The sequence below is a fragment of the Streptomyces sp. NPDC046805 genome (genome assembly GCF_040645355.1).
GTDB lineage: Bacteria > Actinomycetota > Actinomycetes > Streptomycetales > Streptomycetaceae > Streptomyces.
Genome location: NZ_JBEYYC010000018.1, coordinates 89,720 through 103,437, shown reverse-complemented (window position 1 = coordinate 103,437; position 13,718 = coordinate 89,720). Strand labels below are relative to the sequence as shown.

The window sequence follows — 13,718 nt, the reverse complement described above, 5'->3', positions numbered from 1 at the left end:
GTGCCGGGCAGGGCGTCGTCCACAGGCCCCCGCGCCCACCGGCGCGGCGTCGTACTCTTGGAAACCCCCGGCCCGCCACGCGTGTCGGGCGGTTCGCGTTGCCCACCCCGGACGGGAAGCCCTTCATGAGCCTGCACGGTCTGCTCGACGCCGTCGTCAAGGACGCCGCTCTCGCGGAAGCGATCAGCGCGGCCTCGGACGGCAACCGCATGCACGTCGACCTCGTCGGCCCCCCGGCGGCCCGGCCCTTCGCGGTCGCCGGCCTGGCCCGCGAGGCCGGCCGCCCCATGCTGGCCGTGACGGCGACGGGCCGGGAGGCCGAGGACCTGGCCGCCGCGCTGCGCACGCTGCTGCCGCCGGAGGGCGTCGTGGAGTACCCCTCGTGGGAGACGCTCCCGCACGAGCGGCTCAGCCCGCGCAGCGACACCGTCGGCCGCCGCCTCGCCGTCCTGCGGCGCCTCGCCCACCCCAGCGCCGACGACCCCGAGACCGGCCCGGTCTCCGTCGTCGTGGCCCCCATCCGCTCCGTGCTCCAGCCGCAGGTCAAGGGGCTCGGCGACCTGGAGCCGGTGGCCCTGAGGACCGGGCAGACCGCCGACCTGAACGACATCGTCGACGCCCTCGGGGCGGCGGCGTACTCGCGCGTGGAGCTGGTCGAGAAGCGCGGCGAGTTCGCGGTGCGCGGCGGCATCCTCGACGTGTTCCCGCCCACCGAGGAACACCCCCTGCGCATCGAGTTCTGGGGCGACGACGTCGAGGAGATCCGCTACTTCAAGGTCGCCGACCAGCGGTCCCTGGAGGTCGCCGAGCACGGTCTGTGGGCGCCGCCCTGCCGTGAGCTCCTGCTGACGGACGACGTCCGCACGCGTGCGCGTGCCCTCGCCGAACAGCACCCCGAACTCGGCGAACTCCTCGGCAAGATCGCCGAGGGCATCGCGGTCGAGGGCATGGAGTCCCTCGCTCCCGTCCTCGTCGACGACATGGAGCTGCTCCTCGACGTGCTGCCCAAGGGCGCCATGGCCGTCGTATGCGACCCGGAGCGGGTCCGCACGCGTGCCGCCGACCTCGTCGCCACCTCGCAGGAGTTCCTGCAGGCGTCCTGGGCGGCGACCGCGGGCGGCGGCGAGGCGCCCATCGACGTCGGCGCGGCCTCCCTGTGGTCCATCGCGGACGTGCGCGACCGCGCGCGCGAGCTGGACATGATGTGGTGGTCGGTGTCGCCGTTCGCCGCGGACGAGGCGTTCGAGGACGGCGACACCCTGAAGCTCGGCATGCACGCCACCGAGACCTACCGCGGCGACACGGCCAAGGCCCTCGCCGACACCAAGGGCTGGCTGTCCGACGGCTGGCGCACGGTCTTCGTGACCGAGGGCCACGGCCCGGCGGCCCGTACGACCGAGGTGCTCGGCGGCGAGGGCATCCCCGCGCGCCTGGACACCGACCTCGCCGAGCTGAGTCCGTCCCTCGTCCACGTCTCCTGCGGTTCGATCGACTACGGCTTCGTCGACCCGGCGCTCAGGCTCGCCGTCCTCACCGAGACCGACCTGTCCGGCCAGAAGGCCGCCGGCAAGGACGGCGCCCGCATGCCGGTCCGCCGCCGCAAGACCATCGACCCGCTCACCCTGGAGCAGGGCGACTACATCGTCCACGAGCAGCACGGCGTCGGCCGCTACATCGAGATGGTGCAGCGCACCGTCCAGGGCGCCACCCGCGAGTACCTGGTCGTCGAGTACGCCCCCGCCAAGCGCGGCCAGCCCGGCGACCGCCTCTACATCCCCACCGACCAGCTGGAGCAGATCACCAAGTACGTCGGCGGCGAGGCGCCCACCCTGCACCGCCTCGGCGGCGCCGACTGGACGAAGACCAAGGCGCGCGCGAAGAAGGCGGTCAAGGAGATCGCCGCCGACCTCATCAAGCTGTACAGCGCGCGGATGGCCGCCCCCGGACACTCCTTCGGCACGGACACCCCCTGGCAGCGCGAGCTGGAGGACGCCTTCCCGTACGCCGAGACGCCCGACCAGCTGACCACGATCGCCGAGGTCAAGGAGGACATGGAGAAGTCGGTCCCGATGGACCGCCTGATCTGCGGCGACGTCGGCTACGGCAAGACCGAGATCGCGGTCCGCGCCGCCTTCAAGGCCGTACAGGACGGCAAGCAGGTCGCCGTCCTGGTGCCCACGACCCTGCTGGTGCAGCAGCACTTCGGCACGTTCTCCGAGCGGTACTCGCAGTTCCCGGTGAACGTGCGCGCCCTGTCCCGCTTCCAGACCGACACCGAGGCGAAGGCGGTCCTGGAGGGTCTGAAGGACGGCTCGGTCGACCTCGTCATCGGTACGCACCGGCTCTTCTCGTCCGAGACGAAGTTCAAGGACCTGGGCCTAGTCATCGTCGACGAGGAGCAGCGCTTCGGCGTCGAGCACAAGGAGCAGCTGAAGAAGCTCCGCGCCAACGTCGACGTGCTGACCATGTCGGCCACCCCGATCCCGCGCACCCTGGAGATGGCGGTCACGGGCATCCGCGAGATGTCCACGATCACCACGCCGCCGGAGGAGCGCCACCCGGTGCTGACCTTCGTCGGGCCGTACGAGGAGAAGCAGATCGGCGCCGCCATCCGCCGCGAACTGCTGCGCGAGGGCCAGGTCTTCTACATCCACAACCGGGTCGAGTCCATCGACCGCGCGGCGGCCCGGCTGCGCGAGATCGTGCCCGAGGCGCGCATCGCCACCGCCCACGGCCAGATGTCCGAGTCGGCGCTGGAGCAGGTCGTCGTCGACTTCTGGGAGAAGAAGTTCGACGTGCTCGTCTCGACCACGATCGTCGAGTCCGGCATCGACATCTCCAACGCCAACACGCTGATCGTCGAGCGCGGCGACAACTTCGGCCTCTCACAGCTCCACCAGCTGCGCGGCCGTGTGGGACGAGGACGGGAGCGCGGCTACGCCTACTTCCTCTACCCGCCGGAGAAGCCGCTGACCGAGACCGCCCACGAGCGCCTGGCCACCATCGCCCAGCACACCGAGATGGGCGCGGGCATGTACGTCGCCATGAAGGACCTGGAGATCCGCGGAGCCGGAAATCTCCTGGGCGGCGAGCAGTCCGGCCACATCGCGGGCGTCGGCTTCGACCTGTACGTCCGTATGGTCGGCGAGGCCGTCGCCGACTACCGGCGGCAGCTGGAGACCGGCGAGATCGAGGAGGAGCCGCCGCTGGAGGTCAAGATCGAGCTGCCCGTCGACGCGCACGTCCCGCACGACTACGCGCCCGGCGAGCGACTGCGCCTCCAGGCCTACCGCGCCATCGCCTCCGCCGACTCGGAAGAGGACATCAAGGCCGTACGCGAGGAACTCACCGACCGCTACGGCAAGTTGCCCGAACCGGTGGAGAACCTGCTGCTGGTGGCGGGCCTGCGCATGCTCGCGCGTGCGTGCGGCGTCGGCGAGATCGTCCTGCAGGGCAACAACATCCGCTTCGCGCCGGTGGAGTTGCGTGAGTCCCAGGAGCTGCGCCTGAAGCGCCTGTACCCGGGCACGGTCATCAAGCCGGCCGTGCACCAGGTGCTGGTCCCCCGCCCGAAGACGGCCAAGGTGGGCGGCAAGCCGCTGGTCGGCCGGGAGCTGCTCGGCTGGGTCGGGGAGTTCCTCGCCTCGATCCTGGGGTCGTAGACGGGGTCCGAAAGGAGTGAGAGGGGCGCCCGGACGCCCCTCTCCTGCCCCCCTCGTGCGCGGCACGCCATGTCCGCACGATCCCGATTGCCAGGAATCACCCCATGAGGCCCCATCGGTCGAATGCGGTACGACGGCTACGGTGAGGGGCGGAACGTTCCGTCCCGTATGTGAGGGCGGACCAGGGTGAGCGAGGGGGGACGCACGTGAGGCGTCTGAGGGGCGGGGCGGTCACCGCACTGGTCGTGATGGCGGCCGCGGCGGGCTGCACGACCGGCCACACCACGGGGTCCTCGGGGCCCGGCCAATCAGGCGGCGGCGAGGCCCTCGCCGCCGCCGACGCCCTGACCGTCAAGGGGCGTGCGCCCAAGACCGGTTACTCCCGCGAGCGGTTCGGCACCGCCTGGGCCGACACCGACTCCAATTCCTGCGACACCCGCGACGACATCCTCAAACGCGACCTGAAGCAGGTGAAGTTCACCGGCGGCACCTGCAAGGTCACCTACGGCGTGCTGGGGCCGGACCCGTACTCCGGCAAGGACATCACCTACCGGCGCGGCCGCAGCCTGGTCGACATCGACCACGTCGTCGCCCTCTCGGACGCCTGGCAGAAGGGCGCCAAGTACTGGGACCCCGGCAAGCGCATAGCGCTGGCCAACGACCCCCTCAACCTGATCGCGGTCGACGCGAGCACCAACCGGGGCAAGGGAGACGGCGACACGGCCACCTGGGTCCCGCCCAACAAGACCTACCGCTGCACCTATGTCGCCGCGCAGGTCGCCGTCAAGAAGAAGTACGGCCTGTGGGTCACCGACGCCGAGAAGGCCGCCATGAAGAAGGTCCTCACCACCTGCCCGGACCAGAAACTGCCCACGGGCGGCAACCCGACCGAGGCCCCGGCCCGCTTCAAGGCGCACTGAGCCGCTCCCGCGCGCGGGCGGCACGGGAGCGGTGCGGCGGGCGGTCGCCGACTGCGCGTGATCAGGCCTTGCCGGCCGAGTCCTTCAGCGCGCCCACGATGTGCGTCGCCAGCTTGGCGGCGTTGGCGGCGCCGTTGTCGCTGCCGACCGTGGACGTCACCGTGACGACGGCGTTGCCCACGCGGGCGGCGATCAAGGTGGTGCCGCTCTCCCACTGACCGCTGGTGAGCGTCATGGTGTAGGCCTCGTCACCGAGACCGGGCGTGGTGCGGCCGGAGATCTTCACCTTGGCGTGGTTGTTCAGGTCGGTGAACGTGGCGCACTCGGTGGCCGCGGCCTGCACGTCCTTCATCACGGTCTTGGCGGTCGTGCCCTGGAACGCGTCGATCTCCTGGACCAGTTCCTCGCTCTGGTCCTTGTTCGCGTACTCGCCCTGCGCGAACGACACGCCCCCCTTGAAGCCGGACACGTCGAGCCAGGTGGTGTTCTCGAACTTGGTGCAGTCCGGCTTCGCCGTGTCCCGGGCGGCCGGGGAGCCGAACTCGCCGCCGCTGTCCGCGAAACCGTCCGCGACGGCGCTGAGGTGGGACGGGAAGAACGACGCCGGCGCCAGGGCCTTCTTCAGCCGGCTGCCCGTCATCAGACCGGCGTTGAGGTCCTTGGCCTTCGGCGCCTTGGCCGACGCGGTGGCACCCGTGGCACCGGTGGAACAGGCGGCCAGGGCCAGCGGGAGCGCGGCGACGGTGAGCGCCTTGACGAGGCGGGAGGGGAGACGCATGGGGGAGTCCTTCGGGGAGATGCGGGGTGGGTCAAGGAGAGCCGTACGGCGGGGGGTTGGGGGACCGACGGGGTGAAGGGGCGGCGGCGCGCAGCCGGGGGCGGGCGCGGCAGGCCGCGGCGCGGGACTTGAGTGAAGCGGAGCGGTCCCGCGCCGCGCGGGGCGTGGGGCGGCGGCCGGTTCAGGCCGTCTTCTTCCAGTCGCCGCAGCCGGTGGTCTTGAAGTAGGCGTCCGTGGAACGGATCGTGACGACGGCCGTGCCGGTCACGTTGTCGTTGGCGATGATCGAGTCGAGCCCGTGCTCGGCGTCCTTGGCGCGCTCCCAGTAGCAGGCGTCGTCGGCGTTGCCGGTGGACTTGTACGTGCCCGGGGCGATGTCGCTGCCGACCTTGAACATGCCCCCGTCGCCGGCCATCGCCGAGGCGGGCGAACCCTTCGCCTTCGGGGCGACGGCCTCCCAGTCCTTGCAGCCGCTCGACTTGAACAGCTTGTCGCTGGTCTTGACGGTGACGTAACTGGCGCCGGTGACATTGTCGTTGGCGAGCAGCGAGTCCATCTCGCCGCTGGCGTCCTTGGCGCGCTCCCAGTAGCAGGAGTCATCGGTGTTGCCCGTGGTGCGGTACGTGCCCGGCTTGACGTCGGAGCCGACCCGGAAGCTGCCGTCCCCGGCGAACGCGGCCTTCTTCTTCACCGCGCCCGATCCGTCCGCGCCCTTCTTGCCGCCGTGCTGATGCCGGGCGGACACCGACGGAGCCTTGCCGGTGTCGGCGGAGTTGCTGTCGCCGCCCTTGCCTCCGGTGTTCGCCGACACCGTCCCGATGACGACGATCCCCACGATGGCGCCGAACACGACCTTGCCCTTGGTGCCCATGACTGTCCCCCTGGTTGGCGTTGCGACGGCCCCTGCGTGGGCGTCGTCCGTTCGCTGGGTCAATAAGAGCAGAGCCTGTGAACCGAGTCAACACGGTTCACAGGATTGGATGTGTACACGTGCGTGAAGGGGTCGATCACGCGCGGGTCGGTATGCTCGGTGTCACACATGGGACGAGGGGAGCGGGGCCGGTGCAGGACAACGCAACAGAAGTGACCGCCGCCGGAATCGCGCGGCTCGCCGGCGTCGGCCGCGCCGCCGTCAGCAACTGGCGCCGCCGGCACGGCGACTTCCCCAAGCCGGTCGGCGGCACGGAGACCAGTCCGTCCTTCGCCCTCGGCGAGGTCGAGGCGTGGCTGCGCAAGCAGGGCAAGCTCGCCGAGGTCCCCCTGCGCGAACGCGTCTGGCAGCAACTCGCGGGTCACCCCGAGGGCCCGGTCACCGCCCTCGTCCACGCGGGCTGCGTCCTGCTGCTCATCCGGGAACGCCCCACCGTCTGGCTGGAGATGAGCGCGGGCTCCGACGAGCGGCTGGCCGCGAGGCTGCCCGCCGAGCTGGAGCAGGTGATCGTGCCGCGCTTCGGAGCGACGCGCGGCCGCCGTGTTCACAGCGACCGGGCGGCGGACGGCACGGCGGCTGTGAACACCTCTGCGGACGCGCAGAGCGCTACCTCGGTCGACACCCCCGCTGGTGTGAACGCCCTTCCTGGTGTCCGCACCCCCGCTGTGAACGGCGTGCCGGCGGTTCACACCCCCACCGGCCCCGAGCTCCTCCCCTCCGTCCCCCTCCTGCGGGGTGTCGCCGAGTTGGCGGCCGAGTCGGGGGCGCGGCAGGCGTTCGAGTTCCTGCTGGGGCGGCAACTGGACGCCAACCCGCGCCAGTACACGCTCACCCCGGCCGAACTCGCCCTGCTCATGGCCGACCTCGCCGGCGGCGCCCGCACCGTGCTCGACCCGGCCTGCGGCACCGGCGCCCTGCTGCGCGCCGTGGACACCCGCCCCGACCAGGCGCTGTACGCCCAGGACAGCGCCCCCGACCTCGCCGCGCTCACCGCGCTCCGGCTCGCGCTGCACGGCCGGGCCACCGTGCGCGGGGCCGTCGGGGACAGCCTGCGCGACGACGCGTATCCGGACCTGCGGGCCGATGCCGTCCTGTGCCATCCGCCGTTCAACGAGCGCAACTGGGGGCACGACGAACTCGCCTACGACCCGCGCTGGGAGTACGGCTTCCCGGCGCGCACCGAGTCCGAGCTGGCCTGGGTCCAGCACGCGCTCGCCCGGCTGACGGACGGCGGTACGGCCGTGCTGCTCATGCCGCCCGCCGCCGCGTCCCGCCGCTCCGGCCGCCGTATCCGCGCCGACCTGCTGCGCCGCGGTGCGCTGCGTGCCGTCGTCGCGCTGCCGGTCGGTGCGGCTCCGCCGTACAACATCCCGCTGCACCTGTGGGTGCTGCGCCGTCCGGACAAGGCGCCTGCGCAGCCCGAGGTGCTGCTCGCCGACACCGGTCAGTTCGCCGGTGAGGGGCGCGGCGGGCCGGACTGGCAGGCGGTGCGGGACACCGTGCTCGACGCCTGGCGCGGCTTCGAACGCGGCGGGCGGCTCGACGAGCGTCCGGGGCTGGCCCGTTCCGTGCCGGTGATCGAACTCCTCGACGACGACGTGGACCTGGCCCCCGCCCGCCACCTCCCACCCCCGGCGGCGGCCGGAGGCGTGGAGCAGCTCGCCGAGGTGCGCGAGCGCCTCGGCCGGACCCTGCGCCTGACCACCGACCTCGCCCCGCTGCCCGCGGTCTTGGGACGGCCCGCGCGCTGGCCGCTCACCACCGTCGGTGAACTCGCGCGCGGGGGCGCCCTGGTGATGCGTACGGGCGGAAACGGCGGCCACGCGCGCGTGCCCGTGCTCACCGATCACGACGTGCTCGCCGGGACCGCTCCCTCCGGGACGCTGCCCGAGAGCGACGAGGAGGCCGTGCTCACCGAACCGGGCGACATCGTCGTCCCGGTGCTCGGCGGCGGCTCCACCGCGCGCGTGATCGACGACGCCACAGCGGGCGCCGCCCTGGGACGCAACCTCGTGCTCCTGCGCCCCGATCCCACGGCGCTCGACCCGTGGTTCCTCGCCGGCTTTCTGCGCGGCACCGCCAACAACCGCCAGGCGAGCAGCTATGCGTCCACCGCCACCCGCCTCGACGTGCGCCGGCTCCAGCTGCCCCGGCTCCCGCTCGACGAACAACTGCGATACGGGGGCCGGTTCCGCGCGCTCGACGAGTTCGAGCGCACGCTCCGGCATGCGGGCCGGCTCGGGGAACAGCTCGTGCGCGGGCTGTACGACGGGCTGACGGACGGGACGGTGGCACCGGAGTAGCCGACGGGAGCGGGCCGTTCCTGGGGCGCGCGGCCGGGGAAAGTGATCAGTGCGACAACGGTTCCGTACAACCCGTAACCCCTTGTCCGTGTCGGCCTATACGCTCGAACTCAGAAATCGAACCCCGGCCCAGGAGCAGTCATGTACGGCCACGGCGCGGCGCCGCCCACCCGCAGCACGGGAACCGTCATCACCCTGCGCGTGCTGATGGTCGCCTGCGGCTTGCTGTCGTGCGGCATCCTCGCGTGCGCGCCGCTGTTCCGGGTCGCGTTCCTGCGCGGGCGGTGGTTCGACTGGCTGATGGCCTGCGTGAGTCTGCCGCTGGGCATCGGCTGCTTCGCGGTGGTCGGCACGCTGCCGGAGAAGGACCCGAGGAGCGATGCCGCGCTGATCGTGGTCCTCGTCCTCGGCCTCGCGGCGACCGTCCACTTCCTGATCACGGACGTCCGGTACCACAACGCCCGTCGGCAGCCCACGGGTTACGTCCCGCCCCACGCCCAGACCGTCCAGACGCCGTACGGCTACGGCTACCCGCAGCCCTCGGCGCCGTACACGGGCGCGCCCGTGCCGCCGCAGCCCCTGCCCCCCGCCCCTCCGGCGCAGCCCCCCGCCCCCGCGCGCATCGACCAGGTGCGGGCCGAGCTCGACGAGCTCAGTGACTACCTGCGCAAGCACGACGGCGGCCACGACGGCGGCCACGACGGCGGCCACGAGGGCGGAAGGTGAGCGTGGCGGCAGGACGTGTGGTCGCCGGCCGTTACGAGCTGTCCACCCTCATCGGGCAGGGCGGCATGGGCCAGGTCTGGACGGCGTACGACCAGCGGCTCGACCGGCGCGTGGCGGTGAAGCTGCTGCGCCCGGACAAGGTGGCCGGCCAGGAGGCCGACGAGCTGCGCCGCCGCTTCGTGCGCGAGTGCCGGGTGACCGCGCAGGTCGACCACCCCGGCCTGGTGACCGTGCACGACGCGGGCAGCGAGGGCGAGGAACTGTTCCTCGTCATGCAGTACGTCGACGGCGCCGACCTCTCCGACCATCTCGCCGAGCACGACCCGTACCCGTGGCAGTGGGCGGTCGCGGTCGCCGCGCAACTGTGCGCCGTACTGAGCGCCGTGCACGCCGTGCCGATCATCCACCGCGACCTGAAGCCGCGGAACGTGATGGTGAAGCAGGACGGCACGATCACCGTGCTCGACCTCGGCGTCGCCTCCGTCATGGACACCGACACCACCCGCCTGACCCACACCGGCTCGCCCATCGGCTCGCCCGCCTACATGGCGCCCGAGCAGGCGATGGGCGGCGCGGTCGGCCCGTACACCGACCTGTACGCGCTCGGCGTGCTGCTGCACGAACTGCTCAGCGGTGAGGTGCCGTTCGCCGGCTCCACGGTGCTCGGCGTGCTCCACCGGCACCTGTACGAGCCGCCGCTGCCCGTACGCCGTGTCCGCCCCGAGGTCCCCGAGGTGCTCGAAGCCCTCGTCCTGCGCCTGCTCGCCAAGGACCCGCAGCACCGTCCCGCGTCCGCACAGGAGGTGTACGAGGACCTGGCGCCGCTCCTGCCCGCGCGCGGGATGCCCACCGGAGCGCCCCTCGACCCCACCCGCCCCTTCCTGCGTCCGCACGCCCCCTGGCCGGACCGCGCGCGCACGCCCGCGCCCCAGCCCGCACCCGTGGCCCCCGTGCCCGACCGGCCCGATGTCGCCGTCGCCGTGGACGAGGTCAAGCGCCTCCTCGGCGAGGGCCGCATCACCCAGGCCGTCGACATCCTCGGCGCGATCCTGCCCGCCGCGGCGGACCAGCACGGCGCGCACTCCCCGGTCGTACGCACCCTGCGCAAGCAGTACGCGGCCACACTCATGGACGACGGCCAGTACCGGCGTGCGCTGCCCGAACTGCGCCGCCTCGCCGACGAACGCGCCGCCGAGGCCGGCCAGGCCGACCCGCAGTCCCTGCGCTTCCGGCACGACGCCGCCCAGTGCCTGGAGGCGCTCGGCGAACCGGCGGCGGCGCTCGCGGAGTACCGCGCGCTGCTGCCGTACTACGAGAACCAGTACGCCTTCGGCGACCCGCAGCTCGCCCACGACGTCCGCCGCCGCATCGGCCATCTGCTGCTCGCCCTCGGCGACCGGCCCGCCGCGCACGACACGCTCGCGCGGCTGCTCCTCGACGTGGAGCGCGTGCACGGCCCCGGCCACCCGCTGGCCGCGGAGATCCGGCGGACGCTGCAGTGGCTCGGGCAGGTGCGCGGGTAGCATTCGGTGGTTTTCGCCAGGCGGTAACCGCATGTGTCGCGGTCACCGCGGTTGCTGCAGTAACTCATGATCAGGGGTGGGAAGTTCATGTCCAGTCATCGGCAGTCGAAGAAACGCAGACACCTCACGTGGGCGGTGGCCGGGGCCGCCGTCGTCGCCGGAGCCGGCATCGCCGCGCAGACCTCCATGGCGGCCACCACCTGGCCCGCCCAGCGGACGTACACCGGACGCGCCTTCGACACCTGCGCCGCGCCCTCGCTCGCCGCGATGAAGGCCTGGCACACCGGCTTCTACGGCGCCGCCGCCGTCTACGTCGGCGGCAAGAACCGCGGCTGCGCCCAGGCCAACCTCACCGCCTCCTGGGTGAAGTCGGTCAGCTCGACCGGCTGGAAACTCATCCCGATCTACGTCGGCGCCCAGCCGCCCTGCCAGAGCGGCTCCAACCCGGAGAAGCTCACCGCCTCCACCGCCGCCTCCCTCGGCGCGACGGACGCGGCGGACGCCGTGGCCAAGGCGTCGGCGCTCGGCATGAAGGCCGGCAGCCCGATCTACCTCGACATGGAGGCGTACGACACCACGAACACGTCGTGCAACAACGCCGTGCTGACGTACGTGCGCTCCTTCGACAAGGCCCTGCGCGCGAAGACGTACCGCAGCGGCTACTACGGCTTCACCAGCTCCAGCGCCAAGGCCGTCGCCACCGCGAGCGACAAGACCGACCTGCCGGGCAACCTCTGGTACGCGCTGTGGGACAAGACCAACACCACGACCACCGACTGGCCGTGGGGCGCCACCCAGTTCACCCCGCACAGCCGCGCCCACCAGTACATGGTCAACAGCAAGGAATCGCGGGGCGGTTACACCATCACCGTGGACCGCGACGCGTGGGACGCCCCGGTGGCCATCACCGGCTGAACCGTCCCCGGCGGGCGGCGCGACGGTGCCCGAAGTGCTCGTGAATCGTTGGTCGAATGGGTTGGCCAGAGCGTGGCCAATCCCTACTATCGATCATCGCAAGACTTTGTGCACCGTCGCACAATCTCCTCGGGAGGCCTCCTTGCACCGCCGCCGTCGCACCGCGCTCGTCCTGTCCGCCGTGATCGCCGCCGCGGCACCCCTGCTCACCGCCTGCGGAAACGACGCGCACCCGGGAGCCGCGGCCGTCGTCGGCGGGCAGCGGATCTCCGTCGCCCAGCTGGAGGGACGGGTGAACGAGGTGCGCCGGGCGCAGCGGGCCGTGGTCCCGGACGAGGCGCAGTACCAGCAGGTCGTCGCCTCCACCAGCAGCCTCACCCGCGACACCCTGCACAACATGCTCCTCGACCGGGTCCTGCACCGCGCCGCGCGCGACCACGGCGTCAGCGTCACCCGCAAGGAGATCCAGGCGATGCGCACCGGCCTGGAGCAGCAGGCCGGCGGCGCCAAGGCCCTGGAGACGACCTGGCTGCAGAAGTACGGCGTCGCCCCCCGGCTGCTCGACGACAACCTCCGCCTCCAGCTCGAGGCCCAGAAACTGGCGCAGAAGCTCGGCACCGACACCACCCAGCCCGCCTTCTGGAAGGCCCTGTCCACCGCGTCCGGTGAACTGCACATCGACCTCAACCCCCGCTACGGCACCTGGGACGCGCAGAAGAGCAGCCGCGTCGACGCGAAGACGCCGTGGGTACGGGACGTCACGTCGGGCGGGATGCAGCAGCAGACCGCGTTCAGGTAGGCAGCCGGCGTCCGGCAGGCGGTCGGCGTGCCTGTAGGTGGCGACGCCGGGTGCCGGTCCGGCTGCGGTCACATGATCGGCCCGAGGCTGTGGACAACTCCCGAGGCCGGCCGCGGGTGTGGGTTACGTTCGAAGCGTGAACACCACCAGCCACGAAGACGCCGCCCAGGAACCGGGCCCGGACCACGCCACCGGCCGGGTCGTCCTGCTCACCACCAGCCACCGCGTCGCCCCCGGCCTGCTGTCCTGGCCCGCCTGGCAGGCGCTGCGCACCGCGGACCGGGTGCTGTGCGCGGACGGCGCCCATCCGCAGCTGCCGTATCTGCGCGAAGCCGGGATCACGGTGGACGAGGCGTCGCCCACCGCCCAGGAGGTGGTCGACGCCTGCGCCGGCGGGCGCACGGTGGTGGTCGTGGCGACGGGCGAGGGCGAACCGGCCCTCACGGACGGCCTGGCCCGCATGGCCGGTTCCGGCCGCGTCCGGATGCCCGAGCTGGAGCTGCTCCCCGCCTCCTACGACCTGCCGGGCGCCCGGCTCCTCGACCTCGTCCAGGTCATGGACCGGATCCGCGCCGAGTGCCCCTGGTCGTCCCGGCAGACGCACGAGGGCCTGGCGAAGTACGGCATCGAGGAGGCGTACGAACTCGTCGAGGCCATCGAGGCCGGCGACCGGGCGGAGCTGAGGGAGGAACTGGGCGACGTCCTGCTCCAGGTCGTCTTCCACTCCCGAATCGCCGAGGAGGACCCCGACGCTCCGTTCTCCATAGACGACGTGGCGGGCGGCATCGTCGCCAAGCTGATCCACCGCCACCCGCACGTCTTCGGTGAGGAGACGGCCGAGACGCCGGAGGACGTCAAGGAGCACTGGCTGCGCACCAAGGCAGAGGAGAAGCAGCGCGCCTCGGTGACCGACGGCGTCCCGCTGGGCCAGCCCGGCCTCGCCCTCGCGACGAAACTCGCCTCCCGTGTCCGCACGGCCGGACTGGACGTGCCGCTGCCGCGCGGGGAGGGCATCGGCTACGAACTGCTCGCGCTGGCGGCCCGCGCCGAGGAGGCGGGCGTGGACCCGGAGGCGGCGCTGCGCGCGGCGGCGCGGACCTACCGGGACGCGATCAGGGAGGTGGAGGGGGAGAAGAAGTGAGCTGAGACAGGGGAGGGAGG

10 protein-coding genes are annotated in these 13,718 nt (G+C 72.2%); 8 read left to right on the top strand and 2 right to left on the bottom strand.

Annotated features, from left to right (window positions below; genetic code table 11):
• Positions 1-125: 125 nt before the first annotated feature.
• Positions 126-3,662 carry a transcription-repair coupling factor gene (gene mfd / locus ABZ910_RS20805; protein ID WP_361366932.1) on the top strand — a complete coding sequence of 1,179 codons (3,537 nt, stop codon included), beginning with the start codon at positions 126-128 and terminating at the stop codon, positions 3,660-3,662.
• Positions 3,663-3,868: 206 nt separating this feature from the next.
• On the top strand, positions 3,869-4,582 hold the full coding sequence (locus ABZ910_RS20800) for an HNH endonuclease family protein (RefSeq protein ID WP_361366930.1): 714 nt from the start codon (positions 3,869-3,871) through the stop codon (positions 4,580-4,582).
• A 61-nt stretch (positions 4,583-4,643) separates the two neighbouring features.
• Here ABZ910_RS20800 and ABZ910_RS20795 read toward each other — a convergent pair whose 3' ends face one another.
• Both ABZ910_RS20795 and ABZ910_RS20790 read right to left on the bottom strand, forming a co-directional pair.
• Positions 4,644-5,360 (bottom strand): hypothetical protein, encoded by a 717-nt coding sequence (locus ABZ910_RS20795; protein WP_361366927.1) that lies wholly within the window; start codon positions 5,358-5,360, stop codon positions 4,644-4,646.
• A 181-nt stretch (positions 5,361-5,541) separates the two neighbouring features.
• On the bottom strand, positions 5,542-6,231 hold the full coding sequence (locus ABZ910_RS20790) for a hypothetical protein (protein WP_361366924.1): 690 nt from the start codon (positions 6,229-6,231) through the stop codon (positions 5,542-5,544).
• A 191-nt stretch (positions 6,232-6,422) separates the two neighbouring features.
• On the opposite strand from ABZ910_RS20790, the gene ABZ910_RS20785 reads away from it, so the two are divergent.
• From ABZ910_RS20785 to ABZ910_RS20760, 6 genes are all read left to right on the top strand, one after another.
• Positions 6,423-8,594: an N-6 DNA methylase gene (locus ABZ910_RS20785; protein ID WP_361366921.1), complete on the top strand. Its 2,172-nt coding sequence runs from the start codon at positions 6,423-6,425 to the stop codon at positions 8,592-8,594.
• A gap of 141 nt (positions 8,595-8,735) precedes the next feature.
• Positions 8,736-9,320: a hypothetical protein gene (locus ABZ910_RS20780; protein WP_361366919.1), complete on the top strand. Its 585-nt coding sequence runs from the start codon at positions 8,736-8,738 to the stop codon at positions 9,318-9,320.
• A 38-nt stretch (positions 9,321-9,358) separates the two neighbouring features.
• The gene (locus ABZ910_RS20775; RefSeq protein WP_361367082.1) at positions 9,359-10,843 is read left to right on the top strand and encodes a protein kinase; all 1,485 of its coding nucleotides are present in this window, start codon (positions 9,359-9,361) and stop codon (positions 10,841-10,843) included.
• Positions 10,844-10,930: 87 nt separating this feature from the next.
• Positions 10,931-11,758 (top strand): glycoside hydrolase domain-containing protein, encoded by an 828-nt coding sequence (locus ABZ910_RS20770; RefSeq protein WP_361366916.1) that lies wholly within the window; start codon positions 10,931-10,933, stop codon positions 11,756-11,758.
• A gap of 142 nt (positions 11,759-11,900) precedes the next feature.
• Positions 11,901-12,557 carry a SurA N-terminal domain-containing protein gene (locus tag ABZ910_RS20765; RefSeq protein ID WP_361366913.1) on the top strand — a complete coding sequence of 219 codons (657 nt, stop codon included), beginning with the start codon at positions 11,901-11,903 and terminating at the stop codon, positions 12,555-12,557.
• A gap of 136 nt (positions 12,558-12,693) precedes the next feature.
• Positions 12,694-13,698, top strand: coding sequence for a nucleoside triphosphate pyrophosphohydrolase (locus ABZ910_RS20760; protein ID WP_361366910.1), 1,005 nt, complete (start codon positions 12,694-12,696; stop codon positions 13,696-13,698).
• Positions 13,699-13,718 lie beyond the last annotated feature (20 nt).

Excerpts from the sequence above, each read along its gene's own strand:
- mfd (WP_361366932.1), top strand. The coding sequence starts at position 126 with ATGAGCCTGCACGGTCTGCTCGACGCCGTCGTCAAGGACGCCGCTCTC.
- ABZ910_RS20795 (WP_361366927.1), bottom strand. The coding sequence starts at position 5,360 with ATGCGTCTCCCCTCCCGCCTCGTCAAGGCGCTCACCGTCGCCGCGCTC.
- ABZ910_RS20790 (WP_361366924.1), bottom strand. The coding sequence starts at position 6,231 with ATGGGCACCAAGGGCAAGGTCGTGTTCGGCGCCATCGTGGGGATCGTC.
- ABZ910_RS20780 (WP_361366919.1), top strand. The coding sequence starts at position 8,736 with ATGTACGGCCACGGCGCGGCGCCGCCCACCCGCAGCACGGGAACCGTC.
- ABZ910_RS20770 (WP_361366916.1), top strand. The coding sequence starts at position 10,931 with ATGTCCAGTCATCGGCAGTCGAAGAAACGCAGACACCTCACGTGGGCG.